Here is a 23,422-nt window from a genome sequence, read left to right as displayed (position 1 = left end):
TTAAGATAGTTTCAGTTTTGCCAATTTTTGGTCTTTTCTGCTGGTGCGGTTTTTTTTTCAAAATCATCACATCCTTTGTAAAACATTGATTATCAACTAATATTAACGAAATTATCGTAGCAAAAAAGTATCATTTATGATAATTTTACTATCATTTATTGATAACAAACTGATAATAGACTAATCACTTTATAATAATAAGGTGATAATTTATTGATAAGGAATTATAATACCCTAATTTTCATAAACTACTATCTTAATATTAGTAAAAAAAGAACTAAGATACTGCTTCAGGGACACTAGCTTTGTATCAGGTGCATTTGTAGACCAAAGATAAGGTTTTTATAAATTAGGACACGTTTCAGGCCAAATCTAAAAAGACCGCAAAAGCGAAAAACTTTTATGCACCTATTGGCACTCACCATCAGCTCAAAAAAAGAATTAGTCCTAATTATTTCAAAAAATAGGCTGCTAAAAAAAAGGCATTATATTTGACGTTTACAGATTTGGCTATGAAAAAAAGAATTGCATTGGTAACAGGCGGCTACAGTGGCGAGGCACAAATAAGCTATAAAAGTGCCATAACCGTAGGCAATAATATCGATAAGGAAAAATACGATATATATACCATTGACATCACCCCTGCAGGATGGTGGTTTGTAAACACCAAAGGCGAAAAAAATACTGTAAACAAGGAGGATTTTTCAATTAGTGATAATGGTACAAAAATAACGTTTGACACTATATTGCTTTGTATCCATGGCACTCCCGGCGAAGATGGCAAGCTGCAAGGCTATTTCGACATGCTCGGGCTGCCATATACCAGCTGTGATTCAGCAACATCTGCATTAACTTTCAACAAGCGATATACAGTGGCAGTTGCTGCTTTTGGTGGCATCTGCGTTGCAAAAAGTATCCATCTGTTTAAACATACCCCCGTTACAATAGAAAGCATTACCAGGAAACTGAAATTGCCTGTTTTTGTAAAGCCGAACAATGGCGGCAGTAGCATTGGGATGAGTAAAGTAAACGATGAAAGCGAAATGCCATTGGCCTTGGAAAAAGCCTTTAAAGAAGATACGCAAATATTGGTGGAGGAGTATATAAAGGGAAGGGAATTTACCATTGGTGTTTTTAAAACAAAAGGGGAAATTATAACCTTGCCCATTACCGAAGTAATTACAAAAAAAGAGTTCTTCGATTTTGAAGCCAAGTACCAAGGGCTAAGCGAGGAAATAACCCCAGCCATATTGGATGAAAGCGATGCAAAAGCAATCAGGGCAGCGGCTATCACTGCTTATGAAGTACTGAATTGCAGGGGCGTGGTAAGGATAGATTTCATATTGAACGAGCAAGACAAACAGCCTTATATGTTGGAAGTGAACACCGTTCCCGGGCAAAGCGCAGCCAGCATTATACCTATGCAGGTAAAAGCCATGGGATGGACATTGAAAGATTTTTATAGTGCTATAATAGAGGAAGCGCAGCCCCCATCCCCTAAAGGGGAGTACTTGGAAAGTTTATAACCTGTTATTTTACCCCCTTTAGGGGACGGGGGTGACATTTTAAATTTATAATAAGTGTTTAAATCTATTACTTCAAAACCATTGTGGGTTAATATATTGGTAGCATCATTGAGTTCTGTTATACTAATACTATTGTTCTTCACATGTCTCGGCTGGATTACTGGTCATGGCAAATACGAAAAAGTACCAGATATTGTTGGGCAAAACGTATATGCTGCCATAAACAACCTGCAATCAAAAGGCTTTAAAGTAGAAGTTTCCGATTCGGTATTTACAACTTCTGTTCCAGGCCTTACCATTATTAAACAGATACCCGAGAGCGAAACCCAGGTAAAATATGGCAGGACTATTTACTTAACCGTGAACAGGGCGGTGCCACCTTTGATAGACATGCCTAGCCTTATTGGTTTTTCCTATAAAAGCGCAGAAATATACTTGCAATCGCTTGGGCTGAAAATGGGCGACACCACTTATAAACCAGATTTTGCAAAAAATGCCATACTAGACCAATTGTTTAACAAAGAATCGCTTAAGCCAGGAACTAAAATACCTGTTGGCAGCAAGATTGACTTTGTGCTGGGCAGTGGTGTGGGCGACAAGGAAATGGATATGCCAGATGTGGTGGGGCTAACCCTGCTCCAAGCAAAAGATACCATCATGAAACTAGGCCTAGGTGTTGGCTCGATAGTGGCAGTGCCGCAAGGCAGCATTTCCGATTCATCGGGTGCATTTGTTATACGCCAAAACCCTGGCATTTTTACGGAAGCCATTGCAGGGCAAAGGGTAGGGAACAAAATTCATCAGGGAGCTACGTTGGATTTATATATATCAATAACACCACCTATAAAAGACTCAACCAACACATACCCTCAAGATTTAAATAAATATAAAAAATGACAGAAATAACTGTAGAAGCACTAAAAGCAAGGATGGACGCAGGCGAGAAAATAAACCTGATTGATGTACGCGAGCCAGCAGAATATGCAGAATCAAACATTGCTGGGGCAAAGTTGATACCCCTAGGTAAAATACAGAGCCTTGCCATTGAAGAATTGGAAGATTTGCGCAATGAAGAAGTAATCATCCATTGCCGCAGTGGCAAACGCAGTTTTAATGCCTGCATGATACTGGAACAAGCTGGGTTTACCAACACGGTAAATGTAGTTGGCGGCATATTGGACTGGAATGCAAAGTTTAAATAGTTGTACCATGTAGGGGCAGAAAATCTTCTGCCCCTACATGGTTTATTCGCAAACCTCAAATCATATCCTTCAAAGCCATCACTACTGTATCTATTTCTTGTTTTGTATTGTGTTTGCTAAAAGAAAATCGCACCGTTACATAATCAGGATTGGGATTCACTGCATCTATCACATGGCTGCCTTGGCTTGCCCCACTGGTACAGGCACTTCCACCGCTTGCACATATATTATGAATATCTAGGTTAAATAAAATCATTTCGCTTTTATCAGTCTTAGGCAGGTTCACGCTCAATACCGTGTACAAGCTATTGCCCAGCACATCGCCATTGAAAGACACACCATTGATATTTTTTCCCAATGCAGCCATCATGTACAATTTAAGGCTTTTTATATATGCGCTGTCTGCCTCGTAGTTTGTAGTGGCTATTTCCAATGCCTTGGCAAAACCCACAATGCCATATACATTTTCTGTACCAGCCCGCATATTCCTTTCCTGTGTACCGCCATGCACAAAAGGCTTGATTTTCACATTTTCATTGATATACAATATTCCTACCCCCTTTGGCCCGTGGAACTTATGCCCTGCACCTGTAATAAAATGCACAGGCGTTTTCTTGAGGTTAAAAGGGTAATGCCCAACAGTCTGCACCGTATCGCAATGAAAAATGGCATTGTATTGCTTGCAAAGCTCCCCTACCCTTTCCATATCCAGCAGGTTGCCAATCTCGTTGTTGGCGTGCATTAAGGTTACCAGGCATTTTTCAGTGCTGGCTGCCAACAGAGCGGCTAAATAATCCATATTAACATGACCATTAGGCAGCAATTTTACATAGCTTACCGTTGCTTGCCCACTATTTTGCATTTGCTCCACGCAGTGCAGCGTGGCATGGTGTTCTATTGGCGAGGAAATAATATGCTTGCAGCCCAAGTCACGCACAGCAGCCGTTATGGCCATGTTGCTGCTCTCGGTGCCGCCGGAGGTAAAGAATATTTCAGCAGGGTGGGCGTTTAGCAGTTTTGCCACTGTTTTGCGGGCATTTTCTATCGCCAGTCTGCTCTCCCTGCCATAGCTGTAAATAGAGGAAGGATTGCCAAAATGGGTGGTTAAATAGGGCATCATTGCTGCCAGTACTTCGGTGTCTAGTGGGGTTGTTGCAGCATTGTCTAAATAAATCCTTTCGCTCATAATTGCTGCGAAAATAAGGTGGATTGATTTATTGGATGGGAAAATTGCAGCATGATTTGCTTATTTCGCTTAATATTTATACAAAATACTATCTAAATACAAATAACATAAATTTGATAATTTGTCAAATTTATTTTTGAAAACCTATTATTTTATTTTTTGCATCTTGGGCTTAACATTTTCGTGTTAATCCTCTACCCCTTTATCCCCTCCCTAATATCCTGCATTATTTTCTTGGCAATATTATCGGCCGTGGTTTCAAAATTGCTTTCTGCATAAATGCGTATGATGGGCTCTGTATTGCTGGTACGCAGGTGTACCCAGTCGGTGTCAAATTCTATCTTTAAGCCATCTTCGGTATTAATAGGGTTCTTTTTGTATTTCTTTTGGATATAGGCAAATACTTTCTTTATGTCGGCCCCAGCTTCCAATTCTATTTTATTCTTGCTCATAAAATAGTTGGGGTAAGTATTGCGCAATTGCTTAACGCTCTTTTTTTCGTGTGCCAAATGCGTGAGGAACAAAGCAATGCCAATCAAGGCATCACGGCCATAATGCAAGTCTGGCACAATGATGCCGCCATTGCCTTCGCCGCCAATTACGGCGTTGGTTGCTTTCATTTTGGCTACCACGTTCACCTCTCCTACTGCGCTTGGGGTGTATATGCCGCCATGCTTTTCGGTAATGTCTTTCAATGCACGAGTAGATGACATATTGCTTACCGTGTTTCCTTTTTTATGTTTCAATACATAATCTGCTACGGCTACCAATGTGTATTCCTCGCCAAAAAGGCTGCCATCTTCACACACAAAGCAAAGCCTGTCCACATCAGGATCCACTGCAATGCCCAAGTCTGCTTTTTGCTTGTTCACCTCGTTACACAGTTCCCTCAAATGCGCTGGCAGTGGCTCCGGGTTATGGGCAAATTGCCCGTTTACCTCACCATTAAGCACTGTGAAGCCTTTTAGCCCCAATGCTGTAAGTAAGTCTGGAACCGCGATGGAACCAGTACTATTAATGGCATCTACCACAATTTTGAACTGTGCATTTTTTATGGCTTCAACATCAACTAGTGGATGTGCTATAATTGCTTGGATATGCTTGTCTAAAGCAGTAGAATCAATTGTATAAGTACCAATTTTATCCACGCTTGCAAAAGTATAATCATCCGATGTTGCCATTTCTAAAATAGCCAGCCCATCTGCCCCGCTAATAAATTCTCCTTTGCTATTCAACAATTTCAAAGCGTTCCATTCCTTCGGGTTGTGGCTGGCAGTAAGTATAATGCCCCCAGCTGCACCGTGATCCACCACGGCCATTTCTACAGTGGGTGTAGTACTAAGGTCAAGGTCTATCACATCTAGCCCTAGCGCATTTAGTGTGTTTACAACCAATCCCCGCACCATCTCGCCACTAATGCGCCCATCACGGCCAATAACAATTTTTTTATTTCCATCTGTAATGGCTTGCATGGAAACCCATGTGCCGTAGGCAGCAGTAAACCGAACGATGTCAATAGGGCTTAAAGAAGTGCCTACCCGGCCGCCAATAGTGCCCCTGATCCCTGAAATGCTTTTAATTAATGCCATACAATTCCTTTTACGTTTTTGCAAGATGGTATGCTGCAAACTTAATAGAAAACGCTTTTCTACAAGTGCTTATTTTTATTTAAACCTCACCCCAACCTCTCTCCAAAGGCGAGGGACAAAGCAAAAAACCTTTAAGCACCATTTTACTTCTTATCTTAGTGGCATGATTAAGAAAGCATGGTATAAAGATTGGTTCAACTCGCCCTATTATCATTTACTGTATCAAAACAGGGACGAGGGCGAGGCCCTGGCCTTTATTGAACGGTTAATTGCTCATTTGCAGCCACCCAAAAATGCGCTGATGCTTGACGTGGCTTGTGGCAAAGGGAGGCACAGCAAAGTGTTGGCAGACATGGGCTTTGACGTTACGGGCATTGACCTTTCTGAGGCTTCGATAGAGGAAGCAAAACAGGATGAGGCAGATAATTTGCATTTTTACCAGCATGACATGCGTTTGCCATTCCGCATCAATTATTATGATTACGCCTTTAACTTTTTTACAAGCTTTGGGTATTTCAAAACCCAGCGGGAACACAACAACGCGATACGCACCATTGCGCAAAGCATTAAAAAAGAGGGCTTGTTTGTAATTGATTATTTAAACGTGCATTATGTATCAGGTTTATTGAAAAAAATGCATACAACCATTGTGGGCGATACCCATTTCCATATCACCAAATGGCAAGACGAACAGCATTTTTTTAAGCAGATACAGGTAAGCGAAGGCGGTAAAGCTTCCCAAAAACATTTATATACAGAAAGAGTTGCCAAATTTAGTTTGGGCGATTTTACAGAAATGCTCGCCTATCACCATGTACAGGTACAGGAAGTATTTGGCGATTATAACCTTGGCAGCTACGACATTAAAAAATCGCCCCGGATGATTATCGTAGCAAAAAAAAAGGGATAATTGTAACAAATTGGTTCTTGCTTCGTTATAAGAAAATTATTATTACCCTGGTGCAAGTCTGGTTAATTCGCCAGGAAGGAACGAAGCGGCAAAAAGTTGTAAGGGAAGAAAAGTAGAAAGAAGAAAATTATGTTATCAATATCTTTTTACCTTCTTTTTCTTCGTGTTTCTTTTTTTGCCTTTGTGGCTATAAAAGCCAATTTGAGGTGGTACTAGTAACCAAATTTTATTGCCCTTTTTATCTATTCCTTATTATTTTACAACCCTAATTATAAAAATTGATGAAAAAAATACTGTTTAGTGCCGTCTTACTGGCTTCAATTTCGTTCCAATCTTTTGCGCAAGGCAAATATCAATGGAAAGACGTGGTTGATGGTGCTTACACTTACAAAACCGTTACCGGCGACCCTACAAAAGCCAAGTTTTATACATTGGCAAATGGCCTTACCGTAATATTAAGCGAAAACAAAAAAACGCCCCGCATACAAACCTTGATTGGCACAAGGGCAGGCTCCAACAACGACCCTAAAAACCACACTGGCCTTGCACACTATTTGGAACACATGCTGTTTAAAGGCACAACAAAATATGGCAGCCTAGACTGGGCAAAGGAAAAGCCGATACTGGATAAAATTGATGTATTGTACGACCAATACAACAAAATAGCCCTTTCTGATACCACAGCACGCAAAGCAAAATACCACGAGATAGACAGCGTAAGCGGCGAAGCAGCTAAATATGCCATTGCCAATGAGTACGACAAAATGATGAGCGCCATTGGCGCTCAAGGCACCAATGCGCATACTTGGGTAGAAGAAACCGTGTACGAAGAAAACATACCAGCAAACGCAATTGACCAATACCTAGCTATTGAGGCAGAACGTTTCAGGGCACCAGTGCTGCGTTTGTTCCATACCGAGCTGGAAGCCGTGTATGAGGAAAAGAATATTGGATTAGACAATGATGGCCGCAAGGTATATGAAGCATTGCTGAAAGCTGTTTTCCCTACGCACAATTATGGGCAGCAAAGCACCATCGGCACAGTAGAACACCTGAAAAACCCATCTTTATATGCCATAAAAGACTTTTACAGCAAATATTATGTGCCTAATAACATGGCACTGGTAATGGTGGGCGATTTTAAAGCCGAGGAGGTAATTAAAAAAATAGATGTTGCCTTTAAATGGTGGCAACCCAAACCCGTAACCCCCTATATAGCTGCCCCAGAAAAACCACTTACTACTGCTGTTGTACGGGACGTTTACGGCCCCACTGCCGAAAGCATCAATATTGGCTGGCGGATGCCGGGCGGCACCAGCTTTAAAGAAAGCGTGATGGTAGAATTGATTGCCAATATATTAGCAAACGGAAAAGCTGGGTTAATAGACCTGAACCTAAACAAAGAACAAAAAGTATTGAAAGCAAGTGCCTATAACTACAACCTGAAAGACTATGGCTTACTGGTAGTAAACGGCTCGCCAAAAGAAGGACAAACGCTGGATGAAGTAAAAGCATTGCTGATGGCTCAGATAGACCTATTAAAAAAAGGCGAATTCGATGCTAGCCTTATAACTTCCACTGTGGCTAATTATAAGTTAGATAAGCTGGAAAGCATTAAAGACATCAACAGCACCGCTTCTGAAATAATGGCTTCTTTTATCCAAGAAAAAGGCAAGATGTGGGATAGGAAAGTCGCCTTTTTAGATGCAATGAAAGCGGTAACCAAGGAAGAACTGGTAACCTTTATAAATAAATATGTAGGCGATGGCAATGTGGTTATTTACAAGCACAAAGGCGAAGACAAGAACATTGTGAAAGTGCCAAAACCCGCCATTACGCCCGTAAGCGTAAACAGGGATGCGCAAAGCCCTTTCTTGCAGAAGATAGAAAATATGCCTACTGCACCCCTAAAGCCATTGTTTTTGGACTATGCTAAAGACGTGCAGAAAAGCACCATTGGCGCAGCCACTGTTTATTATTCTCAAAACAAGGACAATGAAATTTTCCGCTTGTACTACCGCATCAACATGGGCACATGGAACAATAAAATGCTGGGAGCAGCCACGCAATACCTAGAGTTTTTAGGCACGGATAAATACGCAGCGGCAGATATTAGCAAAGAGTTCTACAAACTAGCTTGTAGCTTCAATATCAATGCTGGCACAGAATACACCACCATATCTATTACTGGCCTGCAAGAAAACTTTGAAAAAGCAGTAACCTTGTTTGAAGAAGTAATTAAAAACTGCAAGCCCGACGAAGGAGCATTGAAAAAATTGGTTGCCCGAATCCAAAAGGCACGGAAAGACAATAAAAGCAACAAAAGGTCTATCATGAGCGGCCTTACCAACTATGCCAGCTATGGTGCAAAAAACCCTTATAATTATGTATTGAGCAATGACGAGCTGAACAATATGCAGGCAACTGACTTGGTGGCTATTCTGCACAATTTGGGCAGTTTTAAACACGACATCATTTATTATGGCCCGCAGCCATTGGCAGGTTTTACCACTAGTATTGCCAAACTGCACCCACTGCCAGCAGTATTTACGCCCAACCCTACTGCAGCAGTTTACAGGCCACAGCAGCAAACAGCAAACAAAGTATTGTTTGCCCAGTACGACATGGTGCAAGCCGAGATAAGGTGGATTAAAAACACAGAACCCTTCGACCCAACGCAATTGGCCACCATTGATGTGTTCAACAATTATTTTGGTGCAGGCAGCATGAGCGGCATTGTGTTCCAAACCATTCGTGAGAGCAAGGCATTGGCCTATTCTACTTTTGCTGTGTACAACAAGCCTGTAAAGAAAGAAAACCCTTTCACTTTCTTGGCCTATGTGGGTACACAGGCTGATAAAATGAACGATGCCGTAAAATCGATGAATGAACTCATCAACGATTTGCCAAAGGCAGACAAACTGTTCGACGATGCCAAAACAGCCATTAAAAAAGACATAGAAAGCGAAAGGATAACAGACGAAGCGGTGATTTTTAATTATCTGGACAACCAACGCCTAGGCATCAACTACGACATCCGCAAGAACATCTATACCGATGTAGATAAGCTTTCTTTTGCCGATATTAAAGCCTTTACCCAAAAGCAAATATCATCCAAGCCTTACACCTACTGTATAGTAGCAAGCGACAAAAAAATAAACCTTGACGATTTGAAGCAATATGGCGAAGTGCAAAAATTGAGCTTGGAGGAAATATTTGGGTATTAATGTAGACTCTTTCCTATTAAAAAAGGCAACCTATTTGAAGGTTGCCTTTTTTTGTAGGCACATTTTCGCCCATTCATGAAATTATAATTGCAAAATACCCTCTGCTTAGTACTTTCCCAATCACTAGGTGGAGAGTTAAATAAATAGTGTTCTCTACAAATTCAAAAGCACCTGCTTTATTCCATCAAACCTTGTCCATGGTATAAAATGATTTGCACCTGAAAAAGTAAGTGTGTCTATTTTTACTGCATGGCTAAATGCCTTTACGCCAAAAGCAAGGTTGCCATAATCTACCAACGGGTCTTTATCGCCATGTAAAATAAACACATGGCAAACTATCTTGCTGAAAACAGGGTTTAGTTGCTTTAAATCCTGTTTTAGGTACCATAGTTCCTCATTGGCTGGCCGCAAAGCTCCAGGTACCAAAAATTTAAGCGGGTTATTCATTAACAAAGGCCGCCACTTTTCTGGTTTTTCTAAAGATAAGTCAATAGCCCCTGCCAGTATTACCAATGCGCTAATGGTATTGGGGTTGTCTGCTGCTAATTGTACAATCAATGGACCACCAAGTGAATGCCCAACCAAGTAAATGGGCTTATTGTTTTTGAGTATGTGAAACAATGGGGAAATAAGGAGCGACTGGGCTTGCAGGTGCAAGGCATCACCAAAATCGCTGTACCCAAACCCAGGACGATCAATAGCTACCATCCTATATTTTTCCAATAAATTTTTGTCTTTTAAATATTCCTTAAAAGCATCCCAACTACCCGGGCTTCCATGCACAAACACGATAGTTGGTAACGTATCGCTACCCACTACTACATAATGCAAATGCTTGTTATTAACTTTAATAGTATTCGTGGTTAAACCCACACCTACTTCCCTAAATTCCTGTATGGCTTTGCTATCCGTTATCCTCAATCTCATGCAGCTTGGTGCTACAATTATCCAGCAAGCCAAAACGAGGCTAAGCAGTACAAAAAATTTCATGCGCGCAATGTTTAATAGGTATTCGAAGTTGTAAAATATTATTGGTTACAAGAATATTTTTTAAGAGGTAATACTAAATTTAGTGTGAGCAAGGAGAAGATTTTACCACAATGTACAAGGGGAACGTTATTTCAGAAACATTACTAAGAAACTTCACATAAGATCTAGAATAAATTTTTAAAGTGATTATTTACGCAATTACCAGTGCTTTTTCCACTCTTTCTCGCTTTTCTTAGGCTATAATAGCTCCCCAAAAAAACGGCTACCTGCTTTGTTGCAGGTAGCCGTTTTTTAATACTCTATTAAAATAACTTATTCTTTTACAAATTTCTCCATCCATTTATCGCCATTGGCATTGGTAAGCTCTGCCATATATACACCACTTGCCAATTTGCTTGCGTTGATGCTGATGGCTGTGCCGCTCGTTTGCACTGCTTGCCTCAATACTTCTATGCCGGCTACTGTTACTACACGCACCGTGTAACTGCCATTGCTTGCATGGCTTAGGCTTAGGTTCAACTGGCTTTTTACTGGGTTAGGGTAAATAGACAACTTAGTAGTGAGTTGTGAGTTGTCAAGTGTAAGTTTGGCCACTTGGCTATAAACACTTTTGCCTCCGCTTTGCTCAATCGCCTTTATACGGTAGTACAAGGCACTTGCTGCTGGCACTAAGTTGTCTTGTATTGTATAACTAACACTGCCTGTTGCTTTTACAGTAGTAATAGCCGCAAAACTAACACCGTCAACACTCCTTTCCACGTTGTAGCTGGCAATATTGTTTTCTTGTGCTACTTTCCATTTCACAGCTACCCCTCCTCCATTTTCCGTGGCGGTAATGCTGGTAAAGTTTACAGGAAGCGTGCCGCTGTTGGTACCAAACACTATGTCGAAACGGTTATTGCCTTTGCTGGCCGTGTCGCTTGTAACATTAAAAGCATATACAGGGTTTGCCCGCAGGTCTTGGCAAGTGGCCAAGAACTTATCACGCAAAGTGATTGACTGGGAGTTGTCCAGCGTTTCTAGCCCGCTTACAGACAAGTGGAAACTATTTGCTGTGGTGCTGTTTATGCTTAACGGAGTGGTGTCTGCAACATTGTCTGGGAAGGTGGCTATGGCATAGCGTGTATTACCCTTCAATACGGCTATTGCTTGGCTGGCATTGCCCATGGTAGCGGCATCCCAGTCGCTAATATACGCTTTAGAACCATTGCTATTGAACCGCAATACTGCTTCGTCAATAGGGGCGTTTGCAGCCGATTTCAAGCGTACCCGAATCATGGGGCTGGCTGTGCCAAAATACTGCGTATTAGGCAAACTACTATCCGTTTTATTGCTTTCTTGGAACGTAACAGTGCCTCCACTGCCTGATCTTGCCTCTACAAAGAAAGCCTGCCCACTTCCTATAAGATTGCCCCATGCGTTGCCATTAGTAGCATCATCATATCCTCCTGCAGCCCCATTGGCAATTAAGCCATTTGAATAGGTGGTATAGGTGGTTTTGCTTGGGGTAAGTGTCCACATTTTGTTTGTTATAATGCTGCTGTTGCCGCCATACAGGTTAGAGAAACTAATCGTGCTTGCATAAGGGTTGGCCAGCAATGTGTATAAATGAACTGTATTCAGGTTTACCAATTTGTCGCCCTGTGTCAACGTGCCTGTGGCACTGAGCGTAACTGTTGCCGGGGCAGTAGGCGTGTAGGTATTCAACTGGTCGTTGCAACTTGCACCATTGTTTCTGTCGCCACGGATACTAATTAAGTAGCCCGTGCCAGGTTTAAGACTGTCAGATGTAGTGGTAGCCACGCTTGCCCAAGATGCAGTGCCTGAACTTACCGAGTAGGTGTACATGCTTGGCGTGCCAGCCTGTGTCTTATCAAAGCCGTTGCTATTGTATTGATTGCCCCCAGTTCCACAAACCGTGCCGCCTGTGCCAGCACCAGTTATGTAAACCTGTTGCTGCCAGCCATTGCGGATGGTGGAGCCACTTACAGGGCTGCCCAGTATCCCGTACCTGCGGATAGATTTTGCAGTAATATAGCGCTCAACGGTTACGTTGCCACTAATAGTGCCCGTGCTTGTGGCTACCCTTGCCGTGCCCAATGAATCTGATTTCAATATTAGTTTGCCACCTGTGGTTAAGGTTGCACTGCTGCCCGTGCCTACTGTTACCGTGCCAGGTGCAGAACCTGCTGTGATATTTAATGTATCACCCAAGGTAACACTTGAACTATTGTTAACCGTAAAGTTTTTAAGCGTTTTTGCACCAGTGGTAAAGCTAATAGTGCCTGCTGCGCCGCCTATTACAATGCTTGATGTGGCAGAACCTGTAAATGTGCCACTACCCGATACTGCACCGCTGATGGTAAGGGTGTAGCTGCCGATAGTAAGGGTGGCACCAGTATTTAAAGTAATGCTACCAACAGTTGTACTTGCCGCTAAAACAGGCTGATTAGAAGTATTGGCTATAATTACATCAGCACCAGAACTAGGTACAGAACCACTGCACCAGTTGCTGCCAACGTTCCATGCAGTACTGGTAGTGCCTGTCCATGTAATGGCAGTAACAGTAACAGTTGCTGTAGCAGTAGTTATTGTTGAAGAACATCCAGTTGCATCCGTAACGCTGGTAAGCGTATAAGTGGTGGTGGTAGAAGGGGATACAGAGATATTGCTACCACTCGTGTAACTATTTACTGTATTGCCAGAATAAACTACACTATAAGGGCTTGTACCGCCTGTAACAGTCACAGAAAGGTTAGTGCTATTCCCTGAACAAATGGTAGTAGAGCCATTCAATGCAGATGAAACAGAACAACCTTGTGCAAGCACAAAATACAATGGGGAACCAGATACAGCGTTAGAGTTAATAACAGATGTACCACTAACTGTACCACCTGCTGTAACATAAGTACCCGCAGCCGTGCTGCTATATCCAATGGCAGTTAAAGAACCTAAAGAAGACTGGCGTGTAAGTGAAACACTTGTATTTGTGAAATTACCACTTACAACCGAAGTTTGCCAATATTCTGTCGTGCTTAAACTGGTTAAACCGCTTGGTGTGCCCCCCGCGTTAGAAGCAAATGCTTCTACACTAAATACTGGGCCAGTAGCACCCGTTGTTGGGTTAACCAAACTAAAAGGATAGTAAGTACCACCCTTACCTACTGGGAAAATATAAGTTGACCCAGAAGCAAGGCTAGTAGGCAATGTCCATTTTACAGGACCACTAATATATGCAGTTGTGCTACCACCAGTAATTGCCGTGGTTGCTGTATTGGTAATACTTAAGCTATTAGTAGATGTAGTTGCTAATACACCGCTACTTGCAAGTGTAAGTGTGGTGGCAACTGAAGTTGCACCGCCTAAGGTTTTAGTACCATTACCTGCAATAGTTAATCCATAATAACTTAATGGGGTAACCGCTTGCGTACTACCTGTGTAAGCAATGGTAGATCCACTATTTAAAACAATGGAAGGGCTGTTTGTACTACTTACAGCAGTATTGCTAGCACCGCTAAGACCATTCGTATTCAAATGACTAAAAGTACCAGTAACCGTAAATGAAGAACCACTTTGCATATTAATAACACTACCAGATGCTGTTGTGCTTACATTGCTACCACTAACCAAAATATTATAATAAGAAGGTGTTACCCTAATATTAGTTGCAGAAGAACCATAAAATTCAATAGTTGTTCCAGAACCCAATGTATAAGTACCAGTGGCATCCGGTTTAAGACCAGAACCAGAATTACGATATTGTGAAGTACCAGTCATGGTTAAGTTAGTACTGGCACCAGCAAATACATTACTAACCGCATCAAATATGGCAGAACCAGAAACAGTTATTGTACCTACAACAGCATTGGTACTCGCTAACGTTTTAGTACCGCTACCTGAAAAAGTTACATTTTGATAACTGGGCACCGTACTGCCTTGCACAGTTTGGTTACCGCTCAATCCATACTCTACAGTACTACCACTGTTTAACAGTAGTGTACTACCCGACGTAAAGCCCGTTGAAATAGAAGTACTAGATCCAAAAAAACCAGCAGCGGCCCTAGTAATAAATCTACCAGTAATGCTTATAGAACCCGTACCCCCACTTTGGCCAATTTGGCTGGAACCGCCATTGTCAAATGTTGCACCACTTGCAATAGACAACACTCCTGCTAAGTTCAAATCATTTGTGCCATTTAATGCCAATGTCCTCGTGCCACTAACAGTCACCGTCCTTAATGTAATACTACTGGAAGTAGGTATAGTAACAGTACCACCTGTAGTACCTGTAACAGTTAGGTCACTAGTGCTAGATCCAACCAAAGTACCTGTAGTACTGCTTAACGAAGCACCATTCAAATTAAGGAAACTACCTGCCGGAATATTAAAGATACCTGCGGTTAGCGTTAAAGCACCTTGTACTTCCAAGCCTTGACTGTTTAGGGTTAAGTCATTTGAACGGTTTACAGTAAAGTTGCTTACAACTGCAGGCGTAGAAGTAAATACAGCAGCAGGGATAGTAAATGTACTACCACCCAAGTTGCTTGTTGCACCAAATACAATGGATGTAGTATTATCTGTAGTTAATGTACCACTACTTACTGCGATTGGTGTATTGCCATTAATAAAGGTAACAGTTCGCCCAACTGCATTTACTACACCATCTGTTAAAATCAAACGCCCTACATTTGCGGCATCTGCAAAACCATCAAGTGTTACATCACTACCTAAAGTCAATGTTTGCCCTGTCCTATTCATGGTTAGCAAAGCAATTGATTGGCTACCAGTTTTAAACCTTACTGTACCCGGAACCCCTACACTCCCTGCCACAGCAACAAATGCAGCATTATCTCCAATCAATGTACCACTGCCAGTAATAGCAGAGAACGTCAAAGTTGCACCATTAAGTGTTAGGTCAAATGTACTTAAAGCTAATGTACCAGACAATGTTGCAAAGCGGTTTAAAGTTACATTTGCACCCAATGTTACATTGGTTGGATTGCCAAAAGTGCCAGTTCCAGTGAAAGGTGTTGTGGTAGCTCCATTAAATACATAGTTAACACCAGTTGCTAATTGGGCCCTGCCAGCAGCAGCAGTTGTATTTACAGCCCCAAAACTTTGCAAACTTCCAGAAGCGGTAGATGCTACGGCTCCAATACCATTCGTATTAGACGTAACTAACGTAGATCCAGAAGAAGTGATAAACTGAGGATTGGTTGTACCAGCAGCAATGATACTATATGTTTGAAAATCCAATGTGCCAGTAGAGGAAACTGTAAATGAACTTGATGGTGAACTATTACTACCTAATGTGAGGCTGTTAGTCAATTGCACATATGCACCGCTTCCTACGGTGTATTGAGTATAATTGGAAGTAGTGGTTCCACCATAGTTAAAAGTGGCTGGCACTGATGATGTACCGCCAGTCATTACAAAACCTGTTGCAGCAGAACTGCCAGATGTACCAAAAGTACCTGTACCAGATTTACTAAAATTACGTGCTATATTAATACTATTAGACGTATTAGTACCAGTTCCAAAGTCAACAATACCGTTTGCCCCTGCTGAAGCTACAGAAGTACTCGTTGCTGTAAAATCCCTTCCAACATTCACCGTAGCAACCCCACTGCTAGAACTAACTGATTCTAGATTAAGTTTTCCTGTACCTGAAATTGTAAAGTCCCTTGTTATGCCGACAGTTATACTTGGCGTTGAAGAACCAGCTACTACAATTAGCGTACCTGCCGTATTATTTCCCAAAAGCAAGTCCCTACCAACAGATAACCCATTTGCAGATGTTCCACTTGCTATTGTTATCGTGGAGCCACCACTTATGGTCAAATCATTAGCAATCGTTTGGCTCGTAGTACCAAAATTATAAGATGCACCGCCGGTAAACGTAAGGTTGTTATATGGCAATGCAGCAGTAAGTGTAAAAGAACTACTTGTAGCTGCATAAATAACCGTGTTGGCAACATCGGCAGTATAAGTGCCTGAGCCAGGTGTAAATAACGAACTACTAATAGTTACCGTACCTGCACCTAATGTTCTTGCTCCATTACCAGAATTTGTAATCGTATAATAAGTGAATGCAGGTATTGTTTGCGAGCCAGTACTACTAAAATCAATCGTACCCTGCGTGGCAGTAAAACCAGTCCCCGGAGTAAATATACCAGCTATCACAACAGTGCCACTTGGGAATGTCCTGGTACCAGCACCGCTTAATGTTAGGTTGCCATAAGTAGCAGCAGTAATTGTTTGCGTGCCACTTGCTGCTGCATAGCTAACTGTACTTGAAGTACTTAAAGTACCCAAAGTAGGTACAGTAGTATTTTGCAAAGTAAGGGTAGCATTTGCTGCAACATCTATCGTACCCGTGTAAGCAAAAGTAGATGGCACTGTAAAGTTGATAGAAGTACTACCATCCCCTACTACTACTTTAGCACTTGTACCAGTAACCGTCCATGCAGCCCCAATGGTAGGTGTAGTATTGTTTACAATATTATAAATAGCTCCATTTGTGGTAAAATTGCTAGGGTTTGTACCACTGCCATCAGTATTAGTTCCCCAATTGGTCAAGACATCTAAGTTACCAGTAGATTTACTATAATAAATAGGACTAGCAGTAGTAACATTAGTAACATTTGAATTACTGCTTGTATTAGATGCTGAAACAGCCCTAACTACATAGCTGTAATTAGTACTAGGTGTTAATCCGGTAACACCATAAGAAGCAACATTGCCAACATTTGAATTAGTAATTACGTATGTAGTATTCGCATATTGAATTGTTTCATTATCAAGATAGAATCTACAGTTAGAGGCTATCTTAGCAGTTATTTTAATTTTTGAAGTAGAAGTACCTCCAGTAATTGACACATTTTGTGTTGCTATAGTAGATGGGGCAGTAATATCACTGCCTATTTGTGTGTATGTACTACCACTATTTGTAGATAAATAAACTTGCACAGTGGTAACATCACTACCAAATTTCTGCAAATCAAAATTAAGTGTTGAATTACCTCCATTTGCGGATAAATCAAGCAAAGGTGTTATAATATATCCTTGTGTTGAACCAGCACCCAATTTTGCTTGACCTGCATTTTCATAAACGGCTTGCCCCGTCCAACCTGTTGTTTGGGTATAAGGATCTAAATTTCCACTTCTATCTGTTGTACCAGCAGAAGCGATAAAGCCACTAAAGTTTTCAGACAATATTGTGCCACTCGTACTACTATAAACATCCAAAGCATAGCTAGTCGCTCCGGTTACTAATCCCCAATTGGCAGTAAAACCTGTAGATGTAGTAGATGTAGCCGCTGTAGTAACTGGTGCTGGCAATACAGGCGTTACACTATTAGACGCAGCACTTGCAGTACTTGTACCCACAGCATTGGTAGCGGTAACAGTAAAAGTATATGCAGTACCATTGGTTAAGCCTGTAACTGTTATAGGGCTGCTTGCCCCAGTGCCTGTAAAACCACCCGATGAAGCGGTAACCGTATAACTAGTAATAGCAGAACCACCAGTAGAACCCGGTGCCGTAAATGTTACGGATGCCTGTGCATTGCCTGCTGTGGCAGTACCTATCGTAGGTGCGCCTGGCACGGTAGCTGTAACAGTTTCCGCCTGTGTAGCAGATGTTATTGTTGTAGGTGAAGTACTGGCAGCAGTAATAGTTGGTGTACCCGCTGTATTATCAGTATAGGTAAACGTAGCTGTACTTGAACCATTTGCTATTGTTAATGAAGTAGGGCTAAATGTCGCTGTGCCTGAAGTATTGCTACTCAATGTTACTGCTCTTGAAGCATCTGTGGTATTGGGGTTGCCATTAGCATCCTGCCGTTGCACAGTAATGGTGCTAGATGCAGTATTTACATTAGTAGTAACAGGCGATGAAGTAAATATCAACTTGGTTGCAACGCCTGCTGTGTATGTAATAGTAGATGTAATTTGGCTACCAGTACCACTTTTTACGGCAGCACCACCCAAGGTAGCCACAAAAGTACCTGTGCCAGTGGCAGTAGGTGACGTAACCGTGGCCGCATATGTACCATTGCCATTGTCTGTTACGCTGCCTATGGTGCCTGTACCGCCAGATTGCGTGATGGTTACCGTGGCACCGCCTGTGCTTAAGCTATTGCCATATTGGTCTTTAGCGGTTACCGTTAATATTTGCGTGCTGCTGCCATCAGCAGTGATGCTCGCAGAAGTAGGTGTAAGGGTAGATTGCGTGGCATTGGCTGCGCCTACGCCTATTACTTGTGTTACGCTAGCACTGGTATAGCCCGTTGCGGTTACCACTATGCTTTTAGAACCTGCAGTTTGCAATAAAGAAGCAGGTGCAGACGAAGAAGGTGTAAAAGTTATTTGACCAGCCGATATAGAGTAACCAGCTGTAAGTGTAGTACCACCAACAGTAACAGTTATTGGAGTAGCAGCTCGCCAAGTGGGGTCATCTGTAAAAGTAACATTAAATGCGGCATCAACTGTCGCGGAAACTGCCGCTGTAAGTGTTGGCGGAGTAGTATTAGCAGAAACAGTCAAGATCAATTGTCCTGATGCAACAGAAAGCGAACCAGAAGCCCCACTAGTAATTCCGCTACCACTTATGGTTAAAGTTCCCGGTGTTCCCGTAACGCCTGTGGCGGAACCCGATTGGGCAATCAACGTATAAGTACCTACTGCCAAGGCGGTAGTTGTTGTTACCGTTACTGGGGCGCCGTTCAGGGCTAAAGCGCCAGCGCTTGCACCCGTTACCGTAAGTGGCGAAGTAGCGCCGCCGCCATAAGCCGTGAATGCAAGGCCACCCGTGGAACCTAGAGTTAACCCCTTACTGCTTGCAACTGTAATAGTACCAGTGGTGTTGCTGCCAGTGGCAGATGCTCTTAAAACCTGTGCGGAACCCAAGGCCAATGCGCTTGTAAGGCTCGTAACATCGAACGTGGCACCGGAAGCTGTTGTAATTGTTGATGAGGATGATATGGAACCCGACCCTGAAAGGGCCAATGTACCTGCGTTGATAGTAGTAGCACCTGTGTAAGTATTTGTACCGCTTAGTGTTAAAGTGCCGGCACCAGACTTGGTTAGCGTACCGCTTGTTGTTGCTATGGCACTATTTATGAGTACCGACCCTGCATTGTTTACCGTAACATTTTGGGCTGTACCCGAAATGCCACCCGACACTGTTAAGGTATTAGTACTGGTAGTAGCCACCTGTGTAATGGTTAACGGCTGACTAATGCTTATAGCACCACTAAAAGCAGAATTGTTGTCTGTATTGCCACCTATAGAATAGGTACCGCTGGTAGATACATTGGCTATGGTAACTGGTCGGCCTACCGTAAATGCCCCACCTGTTAGTAGCGATGGGCTTGTAGTGGCAGGGCTTGCGCTTAGAGATACTGCCGTGGCAGTAGCACCCAATGCCCCAATGGAACTAGTAGGTGCTGCTGCACCTACTAATAAAGTACCACCGTTTATAGTAGTTGTACCGGTATAAGAATTTGAAGCATTACTTAATGTAAGCGTACCCGTGCCTGTTTTTACTATGGAACCCGAACTACCGCTAATTAAACCAGCAAAGGCGGCAGGGCTAGTATTGTCGCCTCCAATGGTTAGCGCAGCCGAACCCAGGGTAACATTGCCACCTGTACCGCCACCGCCTGTTAGCGAGCCAATAGAATTGCTAAAGCCTGTGATATTTAAAATAGCACCAGCAGTATTAGCCAAGCTAACCGCAGAGTTGCTACCCAAAGCAGCAGTGTTACCTGCCTGTAAAGTTCCTGCATTTATAGTAGTTGCACCCGTATAGGTATTGGCACCGCTAAGTGTCCATGTGCCGCTGCCATTTTTGGTAATGCCGCCTGCACCTATACCAATAATGCTAGCTATACTGTTGCCAGTAATGCTACCATCCAGTGTAAGCGTGTTGCCCGAACCAGTAATTGTACCAGTGTTGGAGAGGGTAATGCTGCCCGAACCAGCAACAATGCTGCTAGTGCTGCCAAGCGTTAATAAGCCGGGGTAGGTGGCAGCCGATGCGCTACTGTTGATAACAGCCCCGCCACTGCTGATACCAGTACCATTAACTGTTAGTGCATTTGTATTGGTATAAGTAGTACCATTTAAATCTAATACTGCACCACTTGTAATAGAAGTAGCACCTGTGCCTAGGGCAGCTGCATTACCTATTTTTAATGTGCCAGCAGAAATAGTTGTAGCACCTGTATAGGTATTTGTGCCACTAAGCACCGTGGTACCTGCACCATTTTGGGTAAGCCCACCAGTACCACTGATAGCACCAGATAAGGTAAGTGGATAAGAAGCATTGGGTGAAAGTGTAAGTGTATTTGCACCAAGGGCTATAGGGGACACAATTGTACCAGTAGCACCACTGGTATTAAAGGTATAGCCACTAGTATTGATAAAAGTATTATTGGCTGTAACAGAACCAGAAATAGCAAGTGTTTGCGCAGCTGCAAATGTGTTGCTAAAGTTAGCATTGTAGCTTGTAGTATTTGGCCAAGCTGTACCAGCCGTACCAGCACCAGACCATGTGGCAGCTGATGTACCCCAGTTTTTATCGGCAGAACCACTCGAACTCCAAATGTTGCTGGTTTGGTTTGAACCATTGTTGCCGTTCCAGTAATAGTCCGTAGCTGCAACTGCTGCTGTAACACTTACTGTAGATCCATTTGCTAATCTTACCGTGGTTCCTGTAGCTCCCGTTCCATAAGGAATCGCATATACAACAATTGAAGTACCTGCTGCAACTGTTACACTACCACTAAATGTATTAGAGGAAGTAGATGTTTGCCCAGCAGTTCCAAATGTTGTTAAAGAACCCCCATTATTAATATATTGAACCGTGAAATTACAACTCCCAGAACTAACAGCAGTACTCCAAACGAAGCTATTTAATGTAAAAGTATGAGTAGCATCTGCAGTAATTGTAAAAGAAAAATAGGTATTTGCTGTATAAGCGGCCGCTGCACTTGCAGTATTAAAAACACTACCACTCAAAGCTGTACCAGCTGATGCACATGTTACCCCACTTCCTCTTGACCAGTTTGAAAAAGTTACGCCAGTTGGTGGAGTAGTCCATGTAGCAGTTGGTGTAGCAGGACAAGTAACTGTTGCACCTCCACCAATAGTAACCGTCGTCTGCCCCCAACCTTTCACCCCCACCCCTATCAGTACCAACACCAATAGCAGCGTTTTTAAAAATAGTTTGCCGGGGGCAGTATTTTTTGTAATGGAAGCATTGTTTCCAAACAATCGTAAATCGGCGTAGTAGTTGTACATAATATCGTTGTTGTTATTGTAAAATATTTGTTGTTTGTCTGAACCTGGATTTAAAGGGATTAAAATGATTTGCTTGATTTGCGAATACTTTAAAATCCTTTTAATCTGTTAAATCCTATAAATCCTAGTTCAGACATTTTTTCCTTTTTAATCTTATAACTCGTCTGAACTTGGATTTAAAATGATTAAAATGATTTGCTTGATTTGAGAATACTTTAAAATCCCTTTATCTGTTAAATCCTATAAATCCTAGTTCAGACATCCTTTTAAATCCTTTCAGAGAGACCTCACCCAAACCCTCTCCAAAGGAGAAGGAGCCAGCCCCCGACAAAATGCAAGGACTTTATTTTTGAAACTTATCTAGATTCCTGTGTACTATGTAACGTTTCCGAAATAACTTTCCAAGTAGAGGCTTGTGAAGTTTTGAAACCTGACAGGCCTAAGTAGGTAACGTTATTTTGTAAACATTACTTATCTATATTTTGTTCCAAGTACCCAAAAGTTTTTAAACTTTCGGGTACTTGGGTGTTGCACCAAAAGGCACAGGCAAGCCTGCACTTATCAGTAGCTGTCAATATCAGGGCAATCGGGGTTGTTTTTTAGATAGAGATATTACAATTTCGTGTATATACACAAAGGTATGCCTATATCTTCAATGTTTGCACGCGCAATATTACTAATTTATTATCATTTTATTAACGACACCCTTCATTTAAGGGGTGCAAAGCTGTAAAAATTACATTTCTGTTGGGAATATTTAAAAAAAACAGCAATTCAATAAGGGATTATAACATATTGAATTTATTGGCATAAGTTTTTTTAGGATGGGGTATGCGGTATTATGCGTGGAAAAGGGATGTGCGTAAAGTATGTTTTATTTTTAGTATATGCAGGATGTAGCAGGGTTGCCAATCTTTTGCAGGTTAGCAACCCTGGTGTGGAAACCGCCCCGGCCTGAAGGCCACACCTCAAGGGCTAGCGTGTACACACATCTTAGGTTTAACTAAAATAAAGAGCTTAACCACAGAGGTTCGCAAAGCCAATAAACGCAGAGAAGCCGCAAAGGGGATGCACGAATAACCACCCCGGCCTTGCGGCCACCCCTCGAGGTGGGAATTAAGAAAACGCTACCCATTCCCCCAACCACCACCTCAATCCCCGCCCCCATCCCCCTAAAGTGGGCAACGAAAAGCAAAGTTTAGGCGAAACCTTTAATTTACACCTAAATCCCTCTACTTGAAGTTGTTTAAAAAAATTTGCGTACACCATCAAATGTTTTAATAAGTTGTACTAATTTTTTTGCAATAAAATAAATTATTGCAATTTTTTTATGACAACAAAGTAATAAAAAACAAGGAATAAATAAAATTATTACAAAATAATTATTACAACACAAACTGGGTTCAGTTTTTTTTTTGCGTGGGAGGGATGCCTGCTCGAGGCTAGAAATTATTTTGACTAAGTTACTACACTTGCACACTCCAA

Annotated in this window: 9 protein-coding genes; 5 read left to right on the top strand and 4 right to left on the bottom strand. The window is 42.0% G+C overall.

Annotation, left to right across the window (positions count from 1 at the left end):
- Positions 1-512 precede the first annotated feature (512 nt).
- The 3 genes from ACHFIY_RS12570 to ACHFIY_RS12560 are packed head-to-tail and all read left to right on the top strand — an operon-like array spanning position 513 to position 2,728.
- Positions 513-1,526: a D-alanine--D-alanine ligase gene (locus tag ACHFIY_RS12570; protein WP_410846449.1), complete on the top strand. Its 1,014-nt coding sequence runs from the start codon at positions 513-515 to the stop codon at positions 1,524-1,526.
- A gap of 54 nt (positions 1,527-1,580) precedes the next feature.
- Positions 1,581-2,423, top strand: coding sequence for a PASTA domain-containing protein (locus ACHFIY_RS12565; RefSeq protein WP_410846448.1), 843 nt, complete (start codon positions 1,581-1,583; stop codon positions 2,421-2,423).
- Complete coding sequence (locus tag ACHFIY_RS12560) at positions 2,420-2,728, top strand: rhodanese-like domain-containing protein (RefSeq protein ID WP_410846447.1); 309 nt, start codon at positions 2,420-2,422, stop codon at positions 2,726-2,728. The genes ACHFIY_RS12565 and ACHFIY_RS12560 overlap by 4 nt, the downstream gene beginning before the upstream one ends.
- Before the next feature lie 55 nt (positions 2,729-2,783).
- Here the strand turns inward: ACHFIY_RS12560 and ACHFIY_RS12555 are convergent, their stop codons facing one another.
- Both ACHFIY_RS12555 and glmM read right to left on the bottom strand, forming a co-directional pair.
- Positions 2,784-3,914 (bottom strand): cysteine desulfurase family protein, encoded by a 1,131-nt coding sequence (locus tag ACHFIY_RS12555; RefSeq protein ID WP_410846446.1) that lies wholly within the window; start codon positions 3,912-3,914, stop codon positions 2,784-2,786.
- Positions 3,915-4,108: 194 nt separating this feature from the next.
- Positions 4,109-5,503 carry a phosphoglucosamine mutase gene (gene glmM / locus ACHFIY_RS12550; protein ID WP_410846445.1) on the bottom strand — a complete coding sequence of 465 codons (1,395 nt, stop codon included), beginning with the start codon at positions 5,501-5,503 and terminating at the stop codon, positions 4,109-4,111.
- 163 nt (positions 5,504-5,666) lie between these two features.
- On the opposite strand from glmM, the gene ACHFIY_RS12545 reads away from it, so the two are divergent.
- A complete protein-coding gene (locus ACHFIY_RS12545) occupies positions 5,667-6,413 on the top strand; it encodes a class I SAM-dependent methyltransferase (protein WP_410846444.1) in 747 nt (248 codons plus the stop codon).
- A gap of 281 nt (positions 6,414-6,694) precedes the next feature.
- Positions 6,695-9,640 (top strand): M16 family metallopeptidase, encoded by a 2,946-nt coding sequence (locus ACHFIY_RS12540; protein WP_410846443.1) that lies wholly within the window; start codon positions 6,695-6,697, stop codon positions 9,638-9,640.
- Positions 9,641-9,793: 153 nt separating this feature from the next.
- Here ACHFIY_RS12540 and ACHFIY_RS12535 read toward each other — a convergent pair whose 3' ends face one another.
- Together ACHFIY_RS12535 and ACHFIY_RS12530 are read right to left on the bottom strand one after the other, a co-directional pair.
- On the bottom strand, positions 9,794-10,630 hold the full coding sequence (locus ACHFIY_RS12535) for an alpha/beta fold hydrolase (protein WP_410846442.1): 837 nt from the start codon (positions 10,628-10,630) through the stop codon (positions 9,794-9,796).
- 312 nt (positions 10,631-10,942) lie between these two features.
- Entirely contained in the window at positions 10,943-21,937 is a 10,995-nt protein-coding gene (locus ACHFIY_RS12530) for an autotransporter-associated beta strand repeat-containing protein (RefSeq protein WP_410846441.1), read from the bottom strand.
- Between the last annotated feature and the right edge of the window lie 1,485 nt (positions 21,938-23,422).

It is taken from the genome of Parasediminibacterium schistidii (assembly GCF_046546515.1).
Taxonomy (GTDB): domain Bacteria; phylum Bacteroidota; class Bacteroidia; order Chitinophagales; family Chitinophagaceae; genus Parasediminibacterium.
The sequence above is the reverse complement of the archived record's forward strand: the minus strand, read 5'-3'. Positions and strand labels throughout refer to the sequence as shown.

Bases quoted from the DNA above. Each gene is read 5' to 3' on its own strand.
- ACHFIY_RS12570 (WP_410846449.1), top strand. From the start codon at position 513: ATGAAAAAAAGAATTGCATTGGTAACAGGCGGCTACAGTGGCGAGGCA.
- ACHFIY_RS12560 (WP_410846447.1), top strand. From the start codon at position 2,420: ATGACAGAAATAACTGTAGAAGCACTAAAAGCAAGGATGGACGCAGGC.
- ACHFIY_RS12555 (WP_410846446.1), bottom strand. From the start codon at position 3,914: ATGAGCGAAAGGATTTATTTAGACAATGCTGCAACAACCCCACTAGAC.
- glmM (WP_410846445.1), bottom strand. From the start codon at position 5,503: ATGGCATTAATTAAAAGCATTTCAGGGATCAGGGGCACTATTGGCGGC.
- ACHFIY_RS12545 (WP_410846444.1), top strand. From the start codon at position 5,667: ATGATTAAGAAAGCATGGTATAAAGATTGGTTCAACTCGCCCTATTAT.
- ACHFIY_RS12540 (WP_410846443.1), top strand. From the start codon at position 6,695: ATGAAAAAAATACTGTTTAGTGCCGTCTTACTGGCTTCAATTTCGTTC.
- ACHFIY_RS12535 (WP_410846442.1), bottom strand. From the start codon at position 10,630: ATGAAATTTTTTGTACTGCTTAGCCTCGTTTTGGCTTGCTGGATAATT.
- ACHFIY_RS12530 (WP_410846441.1), bottom strand. From the start codon at position 21,937: ATGTACAACTACTACGCCGATTTACGATTGTTTGGAAACAATGCTTCC.